Origin of the sequence: Bacteroides pyogenes DSM 20611 = JCM 6294 (assembly GCF_000428105.1) — a bacterium.
GTDB classification, from domain to species: Bacteria; Bacteroidota; Bacteroidia; order Bacteroidales; family Bacteroidaceae; genus Bacteroides; species Bacteroides pyogenes.
This window is the reverse complement of the sequence record NZ_ATZH01000014.1, coordinates 70,828-91,316: the sequence shown is the minus strand read 5'-3', so window position 1 is coordinate 91,316 and position 20,489 is coordinate 70,828. Positions and strand designations below refer to the sequence as shown.

Annotated in this window: 16 protein-coding genes; 8 read left to right on the top strand and 8 right to left on the bottom strand. The window is 43.7% G+C overall.

All coding sequences use genetic code 11. The annotated features are described in order from the left end of the window. Nucleotides 1-2: 2 nt before the first annotated feature. The 3 genes from C234_RS0104935 to gap form a co-directional block, all read right to left on the bottom strand. Complete coding sequence (locus C234_RS0104935) at nt 3-518, bottom strand: DUF4847 family protein (protein ID WP_027324865.1); 516 nt, start codon at nt 516-518, stop codon at nt 3-5. Between the two features lie 6 nt (nt 519-524). After that, complete coding sequence (locus C234_RS0104930) at nt 525-2,588, bottom strand: M3 family metallopeptidase (protein WP_027324864.1); 2,064 nt, start codon at nt 2,586-2,588, stop codon at nt 525-527. Between the two features lie 143 nt (nt 2,589-2,731). Next, complete coding sequence (gap, locus tag C234_RS0104925; protein WP_027324863.1) at nt 2,732-3,742, bottom strand: type I glyceraldehyde-3-phosphate dehydrogenase; 1,011 nt, start codon at nt 3,740-3,742, stop codon at nt 2,732-2,734. A 138-nt stretch (nt 3,743-3,880) separates the two neighbouring features. Here gap and mscL point away from each other — a divergent pair, with 138 nt between their 5' ends. Together mscL and guaA are read left to right on the top strand one after the other, a co-directional pair. Continuing rightward, nucleotides 3,881-4,306, top strand: coding sequence for a large-conductance mechanosensitive channel protein MscL (mscL, locus tag C234_RS0104920; protein WP_027324862.1), 426 nt, complete (start codon nt 3,881-3,883; stop codon nt 4,304-4,306). A 367-nt stretch (nt 4,307-4,673) separates the two neighbouring features. Beyond that, nucleotides 4,674-6,197, top strand: a complete 1,524-nt coding sequence (guaA, locus tag C234_RS0104915; protein ID WP_027324861.1) for a glutamine-hydrolyzing GMP synthase — start codon at nt 4,674-4,676, stop codon at nt 6,195-6,197. Between the two features lie 317 nt (nt 6,198-6,514). On the opposite strand, the gene C234_RS0104910 is transcribed toward guaA, so the two are convergent. Beyond that, nucleotides 6,515-7,189: a Crp/Fnr family transcriptional regulator gene (locus C234_RS0104910; protein ID WP_027324860.1), complete on the bottom strand. Its 675-nt coding sequence runs from the start codon at nt 7,187-7,189 to the stop codon at nt 6,515-6,517. Between the two features lie 170 nt (nt 7,190-7,359). Between C234_RS0104910 and C234_RS0104905 the strand changes: the two genes are divergently transcribed. Further along, complete coding sequence (locus C234_RS0104905) at nt 7,360-7,953, top strand: MarC family protein (RefSeq protein WP_027324859.1); 594 nt, start codon at nt 7,360-7,362, stop codon at nt 7,951-7,953. Here C234_RS0104905 and C234_RS0104900 read toward each other — a convergent pair. Beyond that, complete coding sequence (locus C234_RS0104900) at nt 7,948-8,598, bottom strand: rhomboid family intramembrane serine protease (protein WP_027324858.1); 651 nt, start codon at nt 8,596-8,598, stop codon at nt 7,948-7,950. The two genes, C234_RS0104905 and C234_RS0104900, sit on opposite strands and share 6 nt — an antisense overlap. A gap of 177 nt (nt 8,599-8,775) precedes the next feature. Here C234_RS0104900 and C234_RS0104895 point away from each other — a divergent pair, with 177 nt between their 5' ends. The 3 genes from C234_RS0104895 to C234_RS0104885 are packed head-to-tail and all read left to right on the top strand — an operon-like array spanning nt 8,776 to nt 13,448. Next, a complete protein-coding gene (locus C234_RS0104895) occupies nt 8,776-10,713 on the top strand; it encodes a glycogen debranching enzyme N-terminal domain-containing protein (RefSeq protein ID WP_027324857.1) in 1,938 nt (645 codons plus the stop codon). Nucleotides 10,714-10,729: 16 nt separating this feature from the next. Next, nucleotides 10,730-11,998: a glycosyltransferase family 4 protein gene (locus C234_RS0104890; RefSeq protein ID WP_027324856.1), complete on the top strand. Its 1,269-nt coding sequence runs from the start codon at nt 10,730-10,732 to the stop codon at nt 11,996-11,998. A 19-nt stretch (nt 11,999-12,017) separates the two neighbouring features. After that, nucleotides 12,018-13,448: a glycoside hydrolase family 57 protein gene (locus C234_RS0104885; protein WP_027324855.1), complete on the top strand. Its 1,431-nt coding sequence runs from the start codon at nt 12,018-12,020 to the stop codon at nt 13,446-13,448. Nucleotides 13,449-13,697: 249 nt separating this feature from the next. On the opposite strand, the gene bamH is transcribed toward C234_RS0104885, so the two are convergent. Together bamH and C234_RS0104875 are read right to left on the bottom strand one after the other, a co-directional pair. Further along, nucleotides 13,698-15,305 carry a BamH family beta-barrel-assembly machinery protein gene (gene bamH / locus C234_RS0104880; RefSeq protein ID WP_027324854.1) on the bottom strand — a complete coding sequence of 536 codons (1,608 nt, stop codon included), beginning with the start codon at nt 15,303-15,305 and terminating at the stop codon, nt 13,698-13,700. A gap of 23 nt (nt 15,306-15,328) precedes the next feature. After that, nucleotides 15,329-16,162, bottom strand: a complete 834-nt coding sequence (locus C234_RS0104875) for a glycogen/starch synthase (RefSeq protein ID WP_027324853.1) — start codon at nt 16,160-16,162, stop codon at nt 15,329-15,331. A gap of 143 nt (nt 16,163-16,305) precedes the next feature. On the opposite strand from C234_RS0104875, the gene panC reads away from it, so the two are divergent. Both panC and panD read left to right on the top strand, forming a co-directional pair. Beyond that, a complete protein-coding gene (gene panC, locus C234_RS0104870; protein WP_027324852.1) occupies nt 16,306-17,148 on the top strand; it encodes a pantoate--beta-alanine ligase in 843 nt (280 codons plus the stop codon). Between the two features lie 31 nt (nt 17,149-17,179). Further along, nucleotides 17,180-17,533 (top strand): aspartate 1-decarboxylase, encoded by a 354-nt coding sequence (gene panD / locus C234_RS0104865; protein WP_021647251.1) that lies wholly within the window; start codon nt 17,180-17,182, stop codon nt 17,531-17,533. A 475-nt stretch (nt 17,534-18,008) separates the two neighbouring features. Here the strand turns inward: panD and C234_RS0104860 are convergent, their stop codons facing one another. Next, the gene (locus C234_RS0104860; RefSeq protein WP_027324851.1) at nt 18,009-20,315 is read right to left on the bottom strand and encodes a bifunctional dihydroorotate dehydrogenase B NAD binding subunit/NADPH-dependent glutamate synthase; all 2,307 of its coding nucleotides are present in this window, start codon (nt 20,313-20,315) and stop codon (nt 18,009-18,011) included. Nucleotides 20,316-20,489 lie beyond the last annotated feature (174 nt).

The following is a 20,489-nucleotide window of genomic DNA, read 5'->3' as shown; positions in this document are numbered from 1 at the left end:
ATTTATTGTACTTTACGTTTCACATGAAAGGCTAAACGCAGGTTTACTTTTTCGTTATAAGGGTAGTGTATGAAAAGGTTGTCATTGTCTCCTTTATATGAAACGGCTCTTGAAAGCCCGTCTATTATTTTAGCCATGATTTTATCATCGGCGTCTATCACTCTCTGTTCTTTGATGTGACAGGCAAACGTATTCTTTTTGGCGTTGGCCCTCCATGTACCCGAGAGTATTGCACTCCCGCTTGCTGTAAATTCTCCGTCAATGACATTTTCTTTTTCTACTCCGGTAAAGGTGATTGTAAACCTTTTATCCCCTGTGATAAAATCATAGGCTTCATATGCATTGGAGTCTGTTATGTCGGGAAAAGGGTACCAATGTTTCCCATTTTCCGTAATAAAAGTCAACTCCCAAGTTTTTCCTGTAAATATTGATGTTACATCATCGGTATCATTGCATCCGCAAAATAACGGAAGCAATGTCAACAGGCAGATCGTTTGGAAAACAATTGTTTTTTTCATATATCTTTACTGGTTAAACTTTATCCCGTTTCTTATCAACAAAGCGTCGATTGTAGGCTCTTGCCCCCGGAAACGTTTGTAGAGTGTCATCGGATGCTCTGTTCCGCCTTTTGAAAGAATGTTATTCCGGAATGATTCTGCTATAGCGGTGTTGAATATGCCTTCCTGTTTGAAAAGAGAAAAAGCATCGGCATCCAATACTTCAGCCCATTTGTAACTATAGTAGCCGGCAGAGTATCCGCCTGAAAAAATGTGAGAAAATTGAGAACTCATGCAGGCTTCATTTACTCTGGGCAATACTTGCGCTTTCTTCCAGGCTTCATGCTCGTATGCCTTTACATCTTCTTCGAAAGGAGTGTTGCGAGTGTACCAAGCCATATCCAACAATCCAAAGCTGACCTGACGCAAGCAGGCATAAGCTGCATTGAAATTGGATGAGTCTATGATTCTTTGTACCAATTCGTCCGGAATAAGCTCTCCTGTGAGGTAATGTTTGGCGAATGTGTGCAGAAAAGTTTTCTCTGTGGCAAAATTCTCCATGATTTGTGAAGGAAGTTCTACAAAATCTCTGTACACGTTGGTTCCGCTTAAACTTTCGTAAGTGGTATTGGCAAAGATTCCATGTAAGGCATGTCCGAACTCGTGCAAGAAAGTTTCCATTTCATCGAAAGTCAGTAGCGCCGGTTTGTCTTGTGTCGGCTTCGTGAAATTCATTACAATGGAAATGTGCGGGCGGCTGTTTTCGCCGGTTGCTTCGTCTATCCATTGCTCTTTGTAGTTTGTCATCCATGCGCCCGACCGTTTGCCTACTCTTGGGTGAAAGTCGGTATAAAGCACGGCGAGGAAATCTCCGTTTTTGTCGAATACTTCATACGCATCTACATCGGGATGATAGACGGGTATCTCCGGATTTTCCTTGAATGTAATTCCGTATAAGCGGGTAGCCAAGCCAAATACGCCTTTTTTAACGTTGCCGAGCTCCAAGTAGGGACGGAGCATTTCATCGTCGATTTTAAATTTCCGATCTTTCAACTTATGAGAGTAGTAAGACCAGTCCCAAGGCATTACGACAAAATCGCTTCCTTCTGTCTCTCGGGCCAATGTTTGTACTTCCGCATACTCTTTTTGAGCGGCAGGAGTATAAGCTTCCAGTAATTGCTCAAGGAGTTTATATACAGCTTCGCTGTTTTTTGCCATCCGGTCTTCCAGTTTATATGCGGCAAAGTTGTCGTATCCCAACAATTGGGCTATTTCCATGCGTGTATTTACTATCTCCTTGACGATTTCCAGATTATTGTATTCGTTGTCATGGGTGCATTTTGTATTATAGGCTATATACAGTTGGCGGCGCAAGTCGCGGTTGTCGGCATACATCATAAACGGAATGTAGCTGGGAGCCTGTAGTGTGAATACCCAGCCGTCCTTCTTTTTCTCTTTGGCAGTTTCAGCAGCTGCTTCGATTGTGCTTTCGGGCAAACCCGACAGTTGGGCTTTATCCGTTAGGACAAGTTGATAATCGTTTGTCTCTTTCAGATTGTTTTCTCCAAATTGCAAAGTCAGCAGGTTTAGCTTTTCAGTCAGCTGACGATATTTTTCTCTGTTTTCGTTGGGTAAGTTAGCTCCATAGCGGACAAAGCCTGTATATGTTTCTTTTACCAGGTGATGTTGTTCGGCGGTGAGGTTTGTTCTTTCTCTCTGTTCATATACCGACTTGATACGTTCGAACAGCTTTTCATTGAGCATAATGTTATTGTAATGCTCGTTCAGTAACGGAGCCATTTCGCGGGCGAGCTTTTGGAGCTCTTCGTTTGTTTCTGCTCCTCGCAAATTGCCAAATACTGTAGTAACATGTCCGAGCAGTTGCCCTGACTTCTCATATGCCAGAACCGTATTTTCGAAAGTGGGTGTTGAAAGATCATTCGCTATTGCATTGATTTCATCTGCTTGCCGGCGAATACCTTCTTTAATGGCAGGTTCGAAATGTTCTGTTTTGATTTTGTTGAAAGGAGTAGTGCCATGTGGCGTAGAATACTTTTCAAAGAAAGGATTCTGAGCCTGCATCATGTTCATAAAGCAAAGAGTTAAAATCGTTAGTTTAATTTTCATCATATTCAAGTGTTTAACTGATAAATAATGATTTAAATGCAAATGTGCAAAAAAAATAGGCGACTTCTACAGAAGTCGCCTATTTTTTATTGTTTTCTAACTGTATATTATTTATTAACAGATGCCATGTGGGCAATCAGGTCAAGAACTTTGTTAGAATAGCCGATTTCGTTATCGTACCAAGACACTACTTTTACGAAAGTGTCGGTCAAAGCGATACCTGCTTTTGCATCGAAGATAGAAGTGCGAGTGTCTCCCAAGAAATCGGAAGAAACTACGGCGTCTTCAGTATAACCCAGTACACCTTTCAGTTCACCTTCTGAAGCTTCTTTCATTGCAGCGCAGATTTCAGCGTAAGTAGCCGGTTTGGCCAAGTTTACAGTCAGATCGACAACAGAAACGTCCAAAGTCGGAACGCGCATAGACATACCTGTCAATTTACCGTTCAAAGCGGGGATTACTTTACCCACAGCCTTGGCAGCACCGGTAGAAGAAGGAATGATGTTGCCGGAAGCGGCACGACCACCTCTCCAGTCTTTCATGGAAGGACCGTCGACTGTTTTCTGAGTTGCGGTTGTAGAGTGAACTGTTGTCATCAAACCGTCTGTGATGCCCCATTTGTCGTGCAGAACTTTTGCGATAGGAGCCAAGCAGTTGGTCGTACAAGAAGCGTTAGATACGAATTGAGTACCTTTTACATATGTCTTTTCGTTTACGCCGCAAACGAACATCGGAGTGTCGTCTTTAGAAGGAGCTGACATTACAACATATTTTGCACCGGCATCGATATGAGCTTGAGCTTTATCTTTGCTTAAGAACAAACCTGTAGATTCAACAACGTATTCTGCGCCTACAGCATCCCATTTCAAGTCTGCCGGATTCTTTTCTGCAGTAATACGGATAGATTTACCGTTCACAATCAGTTTGCTGTTTTCAACGTCAGCTTCGATAGTTCCATCGAATTGTCCGTGCATAGTGTCATACTTCAGCATGTATGCCAAATAGTCTACCGGGCAAAGGTCGTTGATACCTACAATTTCAATGTCATTTCTAGTCTGGGCTGCGCGGAATACGAAACGTCCGATACGTCCGAATCCATTAATACCTACTTTAATCATTTTGTTTAAACTTTTAAGGGTTTTATAATATTTGTTCCAAAATATATCTCTAAACTTGCTTTTTTCCTGAAATGCGATGCAAAAATACGAAATTGTTTTTATATTTGCGTATCAAACTCATATTAAATATTGAAAAAGATGGGAAAGAGTACTTTTTTACAGGATTTTAAGGCGTTTGCCATGAAGGGGAACGTCGTGGATATGGCTGTCGGTGTAATTATTGGTGGCGCGTTCGGAAAAATAGTGTCGTCGATAGTTGCTGATATCATAATGCCGCCTATCGGGCTATTGCTGGGTGGGGTGAACTTTACTGACTTGAAATGGGTGATGAAGCCGGCTGAGGTGGTAGACGGCAAAGAAGTAGAAGCTGTAACTATGAACTATGGTCAGTTTTTGCAAAACACGATTGACTTTATCATTATCGCTTTTTCTATCTTTGTTGTTATTCGTCTGGTAATGAAATTAGTTTCTAAGAAAGAGGAAGAACCGGCAGCACCTCCCGCACCGAGCAAGGAAGAGGTTTTATTGACCGAGATTCGTGATTTGTTGAAAGAGCAAAAATAAAACGCTACGTCGATTGGAGGTTTCTGAAAAATCTAATTCAATTCAGTTGGAATAATAGTTTTGAAACTCAAATTGTAAGACAGTGCCATTCTACATCTATCAAAAACAGGGTGTGGAATGGTACTTTTTTGTTTATAGACACTGACAAGGTTTATTCGGATCCGGATAGTCAATTTCATTCGATGAACTGTCTCTTTTTTACTCTTTTCCATGCGTTTGAGGGCTTTTGTTGATGAAGAGATATTGACGGAATATGTTATTCTTTTGTTTTTTGCTTTATGAAAAATGAATTTCTGCTTTATTCTTTAATAGATTGCGTACTTTTTCCTACTTTTGCAAATCATTTATTTAAAATCCAATCATTAATATGCACGAAAAGATTGTCATTCTTGATTTCGGTTCGCAAACCACGCAGCTTATCGGCCGCCGTGTGCGCGAATTGGATACGTATTGTGAAATTATTCCCTACAACAAATTTCCCAAGAAAGATACTACGATAAAAGGAGTTATTCTCTCAGGGAGTCCTTTTTCGGTGTACGATGAAAATGCCTTTAAAATTGATTTGAATGAGATTCGCGGCAAATATCCTATTTTGGGAATTTGTTACGGCGCGCAATTCATGGCTTATACTAATGGCGGAAAGGTGGAGTCGGCAGGCACTCGTGAATACGGCCGCGCACACTTGACTTCTTTTTGCAAAGATAATGTCCTTTTTAAAGGTGTGCGTGAAAACACACAGGTGTGGATGAGTCACGGGGATACTATTACGGCTGTTCCTGATAATTTCAAAAAGATCGCTTCTACGGATAAAGTGGAGATTGCTGCCTATCAGTTGGAAGGCGAACAGGTTTGGGGTGTTCAGTTTCATCCTGAAGTATTCCACAGTGAAGACGGGACGCAGATTTTAAAGAATTTTGTGGTGGACGTTTGCGGTTGTAAGCAAGATTGGTCGCCCGGCTCGTTTATCGAAAGTACGGTTGCCGAATTGAAAGCCCAACTGGGGGATGACAAGGTAGTGTTGGCGTTGAGTGGTGGGGTCGATTCTTCGGTCGCTGCCGTTTTGCTGAACAGAGCTATCGGTAAAAACCTGACTTGTATTTTTGTCGATCACGGATTGCTGCGGAAGAATGAGTTCAAGAATGTGTTGGACGACTACGAATGTTTGGGATTGAATGTGATTGGAGTAGATGCTCGCGCGAAGTTTTTCGCCGAACTCGCCGGGGTGACAGAACCGGAACGGAAACGGAAAATTATAGGCAAAGGCTTTATCGACGTCTTCGACGAGGAAGCGCATAAAATAAAAGATGTGAAGTGGTTGGCACAAGGCACAATTTATCCCGATTGCATTGAGTCGCTTTCTATTACGGGAACAGTGATAAAGAGTCATCATAATGTAGGCGGACTGCCCGAAAAGATGAACCTGAAGCTGTGTGAACCGTTGCGTCTCTTATTTAAAGATGAAGTACGCCGGGTGGGGCGTGAATTGGGAATGCCCGATCATCTTATCAGTCGTCATCCTTTCCCCGGACCCGGTTTGGGTGTACGTATTTTGGGCGATATAACTCCTGAGAAAGTAAACATTTTGCAAGAAGCGGACGATATTTTTATCCAGGGATTGCGTGATTGGAATCTGTATGATAAGGTATGGCAGGCAGGTGTAATCTTGCTGCCGGTACAGTCGGTTGGCGTGATGGGTGATGAGCGTACTTACGAAAGGGCTGTGGCTCTTCGTGCGGTGGCTTCTACCGATGGAATGACAGCAGACTGGGTGCATTTGCCTTATGAGTTTTTGGGCAAGATTTCGAACGATATTATTAATAAGGTGAAAGGGGTGAACCGTGTAACCTATGATATCAGTTCCAAACCACCTGCTACGATTGAATGGGAATGATCTATAATAAATATGCAAAAGGCGTTTTGTTTTATAAGGCAAACGCCTTTTTTGTTTTATTCAAACTCTTCACCACTGATTCGTATTGTGAAAGAATGAACCGAAAATGAGCATACCCAAATTACTATTGTTGAGATTTGAAATACGGAATGCTGTTTGTATTAGTAAAAGTTGCAGGAAAAAGTGCTTGCCTAAAAATATATTCTCATCTTTCATGAATGAGATTTTTTCAGACAAGCGCGTTTTTTTATAGAAATTTCCCCTGTTTCGCGAGAATATAGTTTACCAAGCGCTATACCAACTAAAAAAATAAAGCGTTAGAACTCACTTGCAACCACCTTCTCAAGATCCGGAATTACAATTTCTTTCCGGTGGAGTTCTATTAATCCTTCATCTTGCATTTGGTTTAGAACCCTTGATGTGTTTAGACGCGTATGATCTAACTGCCGCGCCAAATCGTCCATTTTTACTTTAAGTATTTTTTTTCCTTGAATTTTCTCACAATGTGTCAAAATGAAACGAACCATCTTTTCTCTCAATCCCGATGCGGGTTCTTCCCATAAGCGTGAATGAAGATTTTGTGCCCGATTACTAATAATATTCATATAGTTAAGGCGAAATATCTCGTACTTAAATAAGTCGCTGAGGAGAAATGGTTTATTGATACTTACGATATGCGCTTCTGTGTGCGCCATATATGAAGAAACGTATTCTCTGTTCATTCCGAAGAGAGCTTGAGGCTCAATCAGATAAGGTGCTTCTATTTGTTCGACCATGGTATATGAACCTTGAGGCGAAGTAGTGATGATTGATATCTCTCCTCTAAGCAGAAAGCGCAGTTCTCCGCAAGAGTTTCCGCTCTCTATGATGGTTTCGCCGGCTTTATATTTGATAAAGTGTAATTTTACTTTATCTAAAATCTGAGTAAAATCTTCGCGGCAAAGACCTTGAAACAAGGGAAGTTGGAGTAAAGTATCGTACATTGTTTCCATATGTAATATTTCTGATTTATCTTACAAAATTACTTATTATTCGCTTTTTGAGGGCATCTTCGCTTTTTCTTTTTGTTTTTTTATTGTTTGAATGCATAAAAATAGACTATATTTGCAGAAAAAAAAGAGAGAAATATATGTTTCAGGGATTTTTTGATTGGTTACAGTTATTGTTTCAAGGATTTGATTGGTCACAGCTATTTAGTGCGTTCGTTGCACTTTTTTCAGTTATAGATATTCTCGGCTCTGTTCCCATTATTCTTAATTTGAAAGAAAAAGGGTTGGGAGTGAATGCCACAAAAGCTACGCTTATATCTTTGGCGCTTTTATTGGGCTTTTTTTATGCCGGAGACGCAATGCTTAAATTATTCAATGTCGACATACGGGCTTTTGCCATGGCCGGTGCGTTTATCATTTTTCTTATGGCTTTGGAGATGATTCTCGATATTGAAATATTCAAAAATCAGGGTCCTATCAAGTCGGCTACATTGGTTCCTCTTGTTTTTCCCCTGCTGGCAGGAGCGGCTACTTTTACTACGTTGATTTCACTGAAAACAAGCTATGCAAGCGTGAATATCCTCATAGCTTTGTTTCTTAATATGATTTGGGTGTATTTTGTCGTAAAAATGACATCCCATGTAGAACGTTTTCTGGGTAAAGCAGGTATTTATCTCATCCGTAAGTTCTTTGGCATTATCTTATTGGCCGTTGCAGTGGGCATGTTTATGGAAAACTTGTTTTCGCTCATCGATAAAGGATTATAGAAAGGGTTCTTCCTCTCTTGTTTCGCTGTAGCACGTTCCCTCTTCATCCTCTTGTTCGTCTTTAAAAGGATCCGGTCGTTGGGGCCCGTTGCTTTCGAATAGGAAAGCGCAAAGCATGCCTGCTATTCCTCCGCTGAGGTGCCCTTCCCAAGACATATTAGGGGGAGAAAACTGTGGGAACATATGCCATATAATGCCTCCGTACAAGAAAGTAATCAGCAGAGAAATGGCAATCAAAGGAACGTGCTTGCGCAAAATCCCGCTGAAGAAAAGAAAAAAGGCAAGTCCGTAAATAAGTCCGCTTGCGCCTATATGCCATCCCGGTTTGCCTATCAAGAAAGTAAGCACTCCACTTCCTATCCAAATCAAAACAAAAATACATCCGGCTATTTCACGGTAAAAATAGAACAAACACCACGAGAGGAAAAGCAATGGAAACGTATTAGCCAATAAGTGATTAAAATCACTGTGTATCAACGGGTGAGTTAAAACACCCAACATTCCTTTTGTTTTTAAAGGATAAATACCTAAACGAGAAAAATCCCATCCCATTCCTATTTCCACCATTTTCAGGATGTATAACAGAAAAACGAATAGCAACGACTTAACTCCTGCTAACCTGATTCGCAGAATATCTCGGTTCATTTTATTTTTATTTTGGATATTTGATGCAATACTACGAATAATAGCAGAAAATAGAAAAATAAACCGCTATTTTGTTTTGCTTTTTCTCTATAATTTGTACATTTGGGGAACGGAGTTATATATTTTGGTATATACTTATGATAATAACCTATAAATTAACCTTTAATATGCACAACTATGAGTTATTTACGATTTGACAAGACCCTCATGGCCAATCTGGAAGAGTCTCTTCAGCGAGAGATTCTTCGGGTAAACAATGCAGGAGCTTATCATTGTACAACGATTGTTGATTGTAACACACGCAAATACCACGGTTTGTTGGTGATTCCGATTCCCGGTCTTGATGACGAGAATCATGTGCTGTTGTCTTCTTTGGATGAAACTGTTATCCAACATGGTGCAGAGTTTAATCTGGGATTACACAAATATCGGGGGAATCACTTTAGTCCGAATGGGCACAAGTACATCCGTGAGTTTGATTGTGAGCGTATCCCGGCTACCACCTATCGAGTCGGAGGTGTAGTTTTACGCAAAGAAAAAATCTTTGTACATTATGAGAACAGAATCCTGATTCGTTATACCTTATTAGACTCCCATTCGCCCACTACTTTACGGTTCCGTCCGTTCCTTGCTTTTCGCAGTGTGCGTGAATACACGCATGAAAACGCATTGGCAAACCGGGAGTATCAAGTTGTGGAGAATGGAATTAAGACGTGTATGTATGCCGGTTATCCGGAATTATTCATGCAATTGAATAAGAAATGTGAATTCCATTACCAGCCCGATTGGTATCGTGGAATTGAGTACCCTAAAGAACAGGAACGCGGATACGATTTTAATGAAGATCTTTACGTTCCGGGATATTTCGAAGTGGATATCAGAAAAGGAGAGAGCATTGTATTCTCTGCGGGAACATCGGAAGTTTCTCCTCGTCGGTTGAAGCAGATGTTTGAGGCTGAAGTGGCCGATCGTACTCCTCGCGACAGTTTTTATCACTGTCTCCAAAATTCGGCGCATCAGTTCCACAACCATCAGGGAGGGGAACATTATATATTAGCCGGATATCCTTGGTTTAAATGCCGGGCACGCGATTTGTTCGTTTCGCTTCCGGGACTGACTCTTGCCATTGACGAGATCGACGAGTTTGAGGATGTGATGAAGACAGCCGAAAAGGCTATCCGTCAATTTATCAGGGAAGAACCGGGCGAGTATAGGATTTACGAGATGGAGCATCCGGATGTGTTGCTTTGGGCTGTGTGGGCCTTGCAGCAATACGCCAAGGAAACTTCCCGCGAACAATGCCGCCGGAAGTATGGCGAGTTGCTGGTAGATATCATGAAGTATATCTATGAGAGAAAACATGATAACATGTTCTTGCATGAGAACGGATTGCTTTATGCAGACGGGCGCGAAAAGGCCGTCACATGGATGAACTCCATCGCGAACGGACGTCCGGTTACTCCTCGCACAGGCTATATTGTCGAAATCAACGCGCTTTGGTATAACGCTTTACGTTTTGTGGCCGATCTCATTCGCGAAGGAGGAGAAACAGATTTTGCCGATTCGCTCGATGCGCAGGCGGAAATTACCGGACGCTCTTTTGTTGACGTATTCCGCAATGAATACGGCTATTTGTTCGATTATGTGAATGGAAATATGATGGACTGGAGCGTGCGTCCCAATATGATATTTACCGTTGCGTTCGATTATTCGCCACTTGATAGAGCACAGAAGAAACAAGTGCTCGATATTGTCACTAAAGAACTTTTGACTCCGAAAGGTCTCCGGACTTTAAGCCCGAAAAGCGGAGGGTATAACCCGAACTATGTCGGGCCTCAGATACAGCGAGACTATGCATACCATCAAGGTACCGCTTGGCCTTGGTTGATGGGATTTTATATGGAAGCTTACCTTCGAATTTATAAGATGAGCGGTTTGTCGTTCGTAGAGCGGCAGCTTATCAGTCTGGAAGACGAACTTACCATTCATTGTATAAGTTCGCTTCCCGAACTGTTCGATGGTAATCCTCCTTTCCGAGGCAGGGGAGGCGTCTCCTTTGCCATGAATGTCGCTGAAGTTTTACGCATTCTGAAACTATTGTCCAGGTATTATTAAAAAAGGAGGAACGAAGATGAAAGTTTTAATGTTTGGATGGGAGTTCCCCCCGCATATCTTGGGAGGTTTAGGAACTGCCAGTTATGGTCTGACCAAAGGAATGTCACAGCAGAGCGACATGGAGATTACGTTCTGTATTCCCAAACCATGGGGAGATGAAGACCAAAGTTTCTTGAGAATCATAGGAATGAACAGTACGCCTGTCGTTTGGCGGAATGTGGATTGGGACTATGTGAAGAATCGGGTAGGTGGCTATATGGATCCGCAACTGTATTACGATTTGCGCGATCATATTTATGCCGATTTCAATTATCTCCAAACCAACGATTTGGGATGTATTGAATTCTCCGGGCGTTATCCTGATAATCTGCACGAGGAAATCAACAACTATTCCATTGTGGCAGGTGTTGTGGCTCGTCAACAGCAGTTCGATATCATTCACTCTCACGATTGGCTGACTTATCCCGCTGGGATTCATGCCAAGCAGGTGTCCGGCAAGCCATTGGTAATACACGTGCATGCCACCGATTTCGACCGTAGTCGCGGTAATGTGAATCCTACCGTATACTCCATAGAGAAGAACGGTATGGATCATGCCGACCATATTATGTGTGTGAGTGAGCTGACGAGGCAAACTGTGATTCATAAATACTTCCAAGATCCCAAAAAGGTTTCTACCGTACACAATGCGGTATCTCCTTTGTCGCAAGAGATTTTGGATATTGTTCCGCAAAAAAAGCCGAATGAGAAAGTGGTTACTTTCTTGGGGCGTATTACCATGCAGAAAGGACCGGAGTATTTTGTCGAAGCTGCGGCGATGGTCTTGCATCGTACCCGCAACATCCGTTTTGTGATGGCGGGTAGCGGAGACATGATGAATCAGATGATTCGGTTGGTAGCCGAACGCGGAATCGCTGATCGCTTTCATTTCCCCGGTTTCATGAAAGGGAAACAGGTATACGAAGTATTGAAAGGCAGTGATGTATACATTATGCCTTCGGTATCGGAGCCTTTCGGTATTTCTCCGTTGGAAGCCATGCAATGCAGTGTGCCTACGATTATCTCCAAACAATCCGGTTGTGCCGAGATTCTGGAAAAGTGCATTAAAACGGATTATTGGGATATTCACGCCATGGCAGACGCCATTTATTCCATTTGTACCTATCCTGCCATGTACGAGTATTTGAAAGTAGAAGGGAAAAAGGAAGTGGATGAAATAAAATGGGAAAACGTAGGTTACAAAGTACGTGGAATTTACGATGAGATTATTAAAAACAATGGTTAACAATAAAACAATATAGACTATGAGAACGATCTGTCTTTATTTCGAGATACATCAGATTATACATTTGAAACGTTACCGTTTCTTTGATATCGGCAGCGATCATTATTATTATGATGATTACGCCAATGAAACCGGTATGAATGAGGTTGCCGAACGGTCGTATATACCTGCGCTCAACACTTTGATTGAGATGGTGAAGAAATCTGAAGGCGCTTTTAAAGTAGCTCTTTCCATTTCAGGAGTAGCGTTAGAGCAGCTTGAGTTCCATGCGCCGGCTGTCCTTGATTTATTGCATCAACTCAATGATACCGGAAATTGTGAGTTCCTTTGCGAACCTTATTCGCATGGTTTGTCTTCTCTTGCCAATGAGACTTGCTTCCGTGAAGAAGTGCGCCGTCAGCGTTTAAAGATAAAACAGATGTTTGGCAAGGAACCTAAAGTCTTCCGCAATTCCAGTCTGATTTATTCGGATGAGATTGGCGGCATGGTTGCCTCTATGGGATTTAAAGGTATGTTGACGGAAGGTGCCAAGCACGCGCTCGGCTGGAAGAGTCCGCATTATGTTTATCATTGCAATCAGGCACCCGGTCTCAAGCTTTTGCTGAGAGATTTCAAATTGTCCGACGACATCAGCTTGCGATTCTCCAATTCCGAATGGTCTGAGTACCCATTGTTTGCCGATCGCTACATCAGCTGGATCGACGCATTGCCGGAAGAAGAGCAGGTGGTGAACATTTTTATGGAGTTGAGCGCGTTGGGAATGGCACAACCGTTGTCTTCCAACATTCTTGAGTTCTTGAAAGCTCTGCCCGAATGCGCGAAAGCAAAAGGAATCACTTTCTCTACTCCGTCGGAGATTGTAAGCAAGTTGAAATCTATTTCGCAGTTGGATGTGCCTTATCCGATGTCGTGGACAGACGAAGAAAGAGACACCAGCAGCTGGCTGGGTAATGTATTGCAGCGTGAGGCTTTCAATAAGCTTTACAGTGTGGCGGAACGTGTCCGTTTGTGTGACGATCGGCGGATTAAGCAAGATTGGGACTATCTGCAAGCCAGCAACAATTTCCGTTTTATGACGACTAAAAATACAGGGATTTGGCTGAACCGCGGTATTTACGATTCTCCTTACGATGCGTTTACGAATTATATGAATATTCTGGGCGATTTTATTAAGCGGGTTGACGCGCTTTATCCTATAGATGTGGACAATGAGGAGCTGAATTCTCTTCTGACTACCATAAGGAACCAGGGAGAAGAAATAAACGAACTGCAAAAAGAATTGGCTAAATGGCAGGAAAAGGTGGCAAAAGAATCGGATAAGGTTCAGAAGAAACCTGCTGAAAAGAAGAAGGCTGCCGCTGAAAAGAAGAAGCCCGCGAAAGAAAAAGAACCGTCTGTTGAGAAGAAAGCGGCAGGACGTTCTAAGAAAACGGTAGAAACGGAACAATAAGCAGGAGAAGCATGTAAATCTTGTGATCGGCAATAGATACTTCTCCTACTCGTGTATCTGGGTAAATAAAGAGATGGAGGAATGTTTCTGCAAAGCTTTTTGGATAAATCGAAATTACCGACAAAATAAATCCGGCACGTGAAATGGAGTTTGGCTACTCTCATTCTCACGTGCCGGATTTCTATTCTTTGTTTAAGCAAGCTTTACAATGCGTATTGCTTATTATTTTACGCAAATCTTGCAATCGCTTTAGTTGGCTACTTTAAAATCTGTGGAAATTACTTCTAATTTTAGCCGGTGAGCCACGTTGGTTTCTCCTAATTTCCCCCCTTTCAGACGCACATATCCCGGTTTGAGGTCATGCTGTATGCTGATGACTTTGGGTGCGTTGTTGTATCCACTGTTTGAGGAGTCATAAGTAATAAGTACCGGAATCAACAGCACTTTGTCCCAATCCGCATTGTTTTCCAACCATTTTGTCTCATCCCAAGCTGTTCCTTCTTTTGCTCTGGCAGCTTCTTTTTCTGCGATGCAAGCTTTTACCAGCTTAGTAATGTTGTTGAATGTGTATTGGTTAGAAGCGGCGGAATGTGAAGTTAAGAAAGAGGATATGCCGTCGTTCAATTCATTCTTTTCAAAGAAAGAGTCTTTGAACTGCTTGCGTATCAGCAATACATTCGAGGGTATGGACATTCCGTTTTTCTTGTTGCCGGATTGGTTGTAATTGGCAAATGTCATTTTTACCGCATTCAGAGTGTCGTTCTTCAATTGTTTTTCTATTTCCGCAATGGGAAGTTTAGCCTGCGTAAGAATACCTGCCGGACTTTTCAAATATGTACAATCGGTCTCTTTGATTCGCTGTTCGATAGCGCCTTCATCATTGCTCAGTTGGTTGGCTTGAATGACTTCGCGCGTAGAAGCGAATATTCTGTACGCATAATAAGTGGAGTCTTGCCCGTTTTTCTTCTTAAGTTTAAGTCCGCTGATGCTGTCGGTAGCATAGCATTTATAAACTACATTCATTTGAGACTGGTCGACATACAGTACCGTTCCGTCTCCATAGTCGCTGTTTACATAAATACCCTTAAAAGCCTCATTGAATGTTTTGTTGTTCAGCTTATTTCCATAAGCTCTGGATTTTTTCAATATTTCCCCTCCCACTTTGCGAGCGATATCTTTAGTGAAAGAGATGTGTACACTGGGTATATAGTTGCTTTGCTTTCTCTGAGAGTCTTTTACCGACAAGTCTAAAGCCGTGTATGCTTTGGTACCCAGCAGGTCTTCTTCCCGATAATAGTTTTCAGGCTTTATATCCGTGTAATACGATTTGTCTTTATCGAGCTTCTTGTTTAGTTCGTAGACACTCAATCGGCAAGCCGTGAGCGAATCACCAAAGTAGCTTTTATACCACAAATATATTTCTACGGCATGGATATTCCCTATAGCCTTTCCTTGTTCATCTTTAATCAGGTCGATGTCTTCGGCTGCGGTTCCAATCATTTTTCCTGTTGCCTTTACAGCTTTTGCCCCGGTCTCGGAAATCGGTTTGCCGTTTTCGTCGTATTCGGTATATACTTCGGGAAATGTCATTCCTTCCGGACAGTTCAGTTCTGCCAGAAAGCCTGCTTTGTATGTTCCGAAATCTTTGTCGGTAAATTTTCCGACATAGCCGACGTTCGTTTTGGCATACATTTTTCCGGTGGCGACAGACTCTGTTATTACATTAAACGTTGACAATTTCCCCTTGATGTTTTGGTCGATTCCCGGAAACATTCCGAGTCCCAAACTTCCTGTGTTATCGTCGCATCCGAAGAATGTGATTGCCAATAGAGCTATCAAAGCATATTTCGCTTTCATGATTGTCGTATGTTAGGGTTTTGTTATTCTTCTTTTTTCGCAGTCGCTTCCCATACCTGATCGTAAAACTCGTTGCAAGCGTCCGCATAGTTTTCTTCATTTTGATAATCAAGTATCTGCTTGCCTGATTGACGGGCGTAATCAATTATAGTCTCGTTTACTTTTTCGCTATTTCTAATCACTCCGTCGGAATAGTCTACCGCTAATTTGCAGAGAGTCTCATAATCCGTCGCTCCGTTCAATGACGACAAATCTTTTTTGGATATTCCTTTCAGCATCATTTTGGCGGCAAAATCCTCATTGAATGTGTTTTTGAAATCGTCTTCGTATACTGAGAATATGACTTTCGCATCGCGGAACGAAGGTTCGTCCTTATATGCTTTTTTGATGTAAAGAGGAGCCAATGCCGTCATCCAGCCATGACAGTGGATGATGTCGGGGCACCAGCGCAGTTTTTTCACCGTTTCCAGCACGCCGCGGGCATAGAATATAGCGCGACTGTCGTTGTCGTTATATTCCACACCGTTTTCATCTACTGTTTGCAATCGGTTTTGAAAGTAGTCGTCATTATCTATGAAATATACCTGCATGCGGGCAGATTGGATAGAAGCCACTTTGATGATGAGAGGATGATCGGTGTCATCGATAATCAGATTCATGCCCGACAAACGAATCACCTCATGGAGTTGATTCCTGCGTTCATTGATATTTCCCCATTTGGGCATAAAAGTTCTGATTTCACGGCCTTTTTCTTGAATTGCCTGTGGAAGGTTTCTACCTATATTGGCCATTTCCGATTCGGGTACATAGGGTGTAATCTCTTGTGTAATAAATAAAACTTTATTCGCCTTTGTCATAATCAACAATAGTTCTCTATAATATTCTGCAAAGATAGCAAAAAAAAAGAACATTAAATATGATATTCTTTCTTTATGTGGCAAATATTAGTTTATTTTGCAGAGTTTTTGCAAACGATTTGAACGTAAACTTATAAACAGAGATGAAAGTTGTACACACTATCAAGGACTTACAGACTGAATTGGAGGTCCTGAAAGCTCAAGGTAAGAAGGTTGGATTGGTGCCCACCATGGGTGCCTTGCATGCAGGGCATGCATCACTGGTAAGGCGTAGTGTAAGTGAAAATGCTGTGACTGTAGTGAGTATTTTTGTGAATCCTACTCAGTTTAACGATAAGAACGATTTGGCTAAATATCCGCGCACTGTAGAGGCCGACTGCCGTTTGCTGGAAGAATGCGGCGCTACATTTGCTTTTGTTCCTTCGGTGGAGGAGATGTATCCCCGGCCTGATACGCGTAAATTCAGCTATGCGCCGCTGGATACGGTGATGGAGGGAGCTTTTCGTCCCGGACATTTCAACGGGGTGTGCCAGATTGTGAGCAAACTGTTCGATGCCGTAACGCCCGATCGGGCTTATTTCGGGGAGAAAGATTTCCAGCAATTGGCGATTATCCGCGAGATGGTGCGGCAGATGGGTTATAAACTGGAGATTGTGGGGTGTCCCATCGTGCGCGAGCAGGACGGTTTGGCGCTGAGCAGCCGTAATTCGCGTCTTTCTACGGAAGAACGGGGGAATGCGTTGAATATCTCCCGCACGCTGTTCGCAAGCCGTTCGTTCGCTTCGTCCCATCCGGTTGCGGAGACCTGCAAGATGGTTGAAGAGGCGATAGCTTCCTCGCCGGGGCTTCGTTTGGAGTATTTTGAAATCGTGGACGGAGATACGCTGCAAAAGATAAACGATTGGAAAGATACCGCTTATGCGGTGGGCTGCATAACCGTGTTTTGCGGAGATGTCCGGCTAATCGACAATATCAAATACAACTGATTTTTACAACTTTATTTTAAAACAACGCATTATGATGATAGAAGTGTTGAAATCGAAGATTCATTGTGCCTGTGTCACAGAGGCCAATCTCAATTATATGGGTAGCATTACCATCGACGAAGACCTGCTGGATGCTGCGAACATGATTCCCGGAGAAAAAGTATACATTGCCGACAATAATAACGGCGAACGCTTTGAAACTTATATTATCAAGGGCGAACGCGGCTCCGGCAAGGTTTGTCTGAATGGCGCCGCGGCGCGGAAAGTGCAGCCCGGAGACATTGTGATTATCATGTCGTACGCATTGTTGGACTTTGAGGAAGCGAAAACGTTTAAACCTACGGTGATTTTCCCCGATCCGCTCACCAATAAAGTGGTGAAATAGAAGGGGGCTTGCCATGCCCGTTGCGGTAGCTTCGGTAAAGGCGCTTGTGCAGGGGAACTTCCGCTTTGCCCGAACGAGCCTCTCTTTGGCTTGAACGGAGCCTCTCTTTGGCTTGAACAGAGCCTCTCTTTGGCCCGAACAGAGCCTTTCTTTGGCTTGAACAGAGCCTCTCTTTGGCTTGAACGGAGCTTCCGCTTTGTTGCCACGAAAGTTTCCCGCTGTTGCCACAAAAGTTTCCCACTGGGGAAACAAAAGTTTCCCGCTGTTGCCACAAAAGTTTCCCCACGGGGAAAATAAAGTTTCCCACCGGGGAAACTCTGCAACCTGTCCGTATTTTCCAAAAAAGAAGCAGCGCGGCATATTTCGTGTGTCGATACACCCGATTGCGATATGCCGCGCTGCTTTATCTATTCTCCCATTCCCCGAAAGCATTCCATGCGTCGGGCCATGTGTGTTGCCGGATTGCGGCAAAAAACTATCGGAGCTTCTGTTCCTGTAGTTGCCTGTGCATGGATGCAGCGGCCTTACGACCGTCTCCCATGGCGAGAATCACCGTAGCGCCCCCGCGCACGATGTCTCCTCCGGCGTAAATCATCGGAATGGACGACTCCATGTTTTCATCCACGTTTATGGTTCCTTTCCGTCCCAATTCAAGCCCCTTGATGGAGTTCGGCACGATGGGATTCGGAGAAACGCCGATGCTGACAATCGCCAAGTCGATGTCGATGGTCTCAATGGCTCCGGCGATGGGCACGGGGCTGCGGCGTCCGGAAGCATCGGGCTCGCCCAGTTTCATTTTCTGTAACACCACTTGTTTTACACATCCTTGTTCATCGGGGATATATTCGATGGGATTGTGCAGCGTGAGGAACTCTACACCTTCTTCTTTGGCGTGCTTTACTTCCTCTATGCGTGCCGGCATTTCTTCTTCCGAACGGCGGTAGATGATGATGGCGCGTTCCGCTCCGAGTCTTTTTGCGGTTCGTACCGAATCCATCGCCGTGTTTCCCCCGCCGATTACCGCCACATTCTTGCCGAAGGTGACGGGAGTGTCGGAGTCTTCGCTTGCGGCGTCCATGAGATTCACACGTGTCAGGTATTCGTTGGACGACATCACATTGATGGAGTTTTCGCCCGGTATGTTCATGAAATTGGGCAATCCTGCGCCTGAAGCCACGAAGAATCCCTTGAAGCCTTCTTTTTTCAGCTCCTCGATATCGATTGTTTTTCCCACAATGCAGTCTTTCAGGAATGTGACTCCCATTCTTGCGAGGTTGTCTATCTCGACGTCGACAATCTTATTGGGCAACCGAAACTCCGGGATGCCGTATTTCAGTACGCCTCCTACTTCGTGCAACGCTTCGAATACGGTGACGTCGTATCCGTATTTGGCCATGTCGCCGGCAAAAGACAAGCCCGCCGGTCCGGAGCCGATGACGGCTATCTTGATTCCGTTTTTCTCTGCGATGGCAGGGACGGATATTTCTCCGCTTTCGCGCTCGTAATCGGCGGCAAAACGTTCGAGATATCCGATGGCTACGGGTTGTTCGTTCATCTTCAGGTGGATACATTTCGATTCGCATTGTTTCTCCTGAGGGCACACACGGCCGCATACGGCGGGAAGCGCGCTTGTTTCTTTCAGTGTTTTGGCTGCTTCCAGAAATTCGCCGCGCTCTATGTTTTTGATAAAACGGGGAATGTCGACTCCTACGGGGCATCCTTCTATGCAGCCGGGGTTGGCGCAGTCGAGGCAGCGTTTGGCTTCGGTCAGAGCTTGCTCTTCGGTGAGGCCGAGGTTTACTTCTTCCTTGCGGCTGCGCGAGCGGTACTCCGGATCCAATTCGTTCATTTCCACACGGGGGATGGCAGTCCGTTCTTTGGCTTTCATCGCTTTGCGCAATTCTTGTCGCCAAGCCGCGTTTCTGCTTGTTTCGTCTTCCTCCTCGATGGCTTTGCATTTCGTTTCGGGATGCAGCTTCTGCATTTTTCTGTGTTCGATGCTTCTAAAGGCTCCCATGCGTTTCAGCATTTCATCGAAGTCTACTTGGTGTCCGTCGAACTCCGGACCGTCTACACAAACGAACTTTGTCTTTCCGCCCACCGTGATACGGCATGCGCCGCACATGCCCGTTCCGTCTACCATGATGGTGTTCAGCGAGACGTCCGTCGGAATTTCATATTTCTTTGTCAGCAGGCAGACGAATTTCATCATGATGGCAGGACCGATGGCAAAGCATTTGTCTACTTTTTCCCGTTTGATGACTTCTTCCACCCCTTCCGTCACCAGTCCTTTGCGTCCGTACGAGCCGTCGTCGGTCATGATAATCACTTCGTCGGAGCTGTCGCGCATTTCCTGCTCCAGAATGATCAAATCCTTGCTGCGTCCTGCCAATACCGTGATTACCCTGTTGCCGGCAGCCTTCAGCGCTTGTACGATAGGAAGCATCGGAGCTACGCCGACACCGCCGCCCGCGCATACTACTGTTCCGAAATTCTCGATGTGGGTGGCTTGTCCGAGCGGACCTACCACATCGGTGATGTAATCGCCCTCATTAAGCTCGCAAAGGCGGGTGGAGGAGAGTCCTACCTCCTGTACAACCAGCGTGATGGTGCCTTTCTTTACATCGGCTTTGGCAATGGTTAAGGGCATACGTTCGCCTTTTTCGCCTACACGCACGATAACGAAATGTCCCGCTTTGCGGGATTTCGCTATTAAAGGAGCTTCAATCTCGAATTGAAACACTTTTTCAGAAAAACGTCTTTTGCTAATGATTTTATTCATTATGAATTAATTTGTTTGATTTATTACGTTTTTTATTTCAGAATGATAAATTGCTGCAAAGATATGGAAACTTTTCGTCAAACACTTCCTTTTCTCTGATTTTATGTGTCGCCGGCAATATGTAAGCTTTGTTGCAAGCATATTTCTCTGCGCGATGTGGCGAAAGTGATTGAT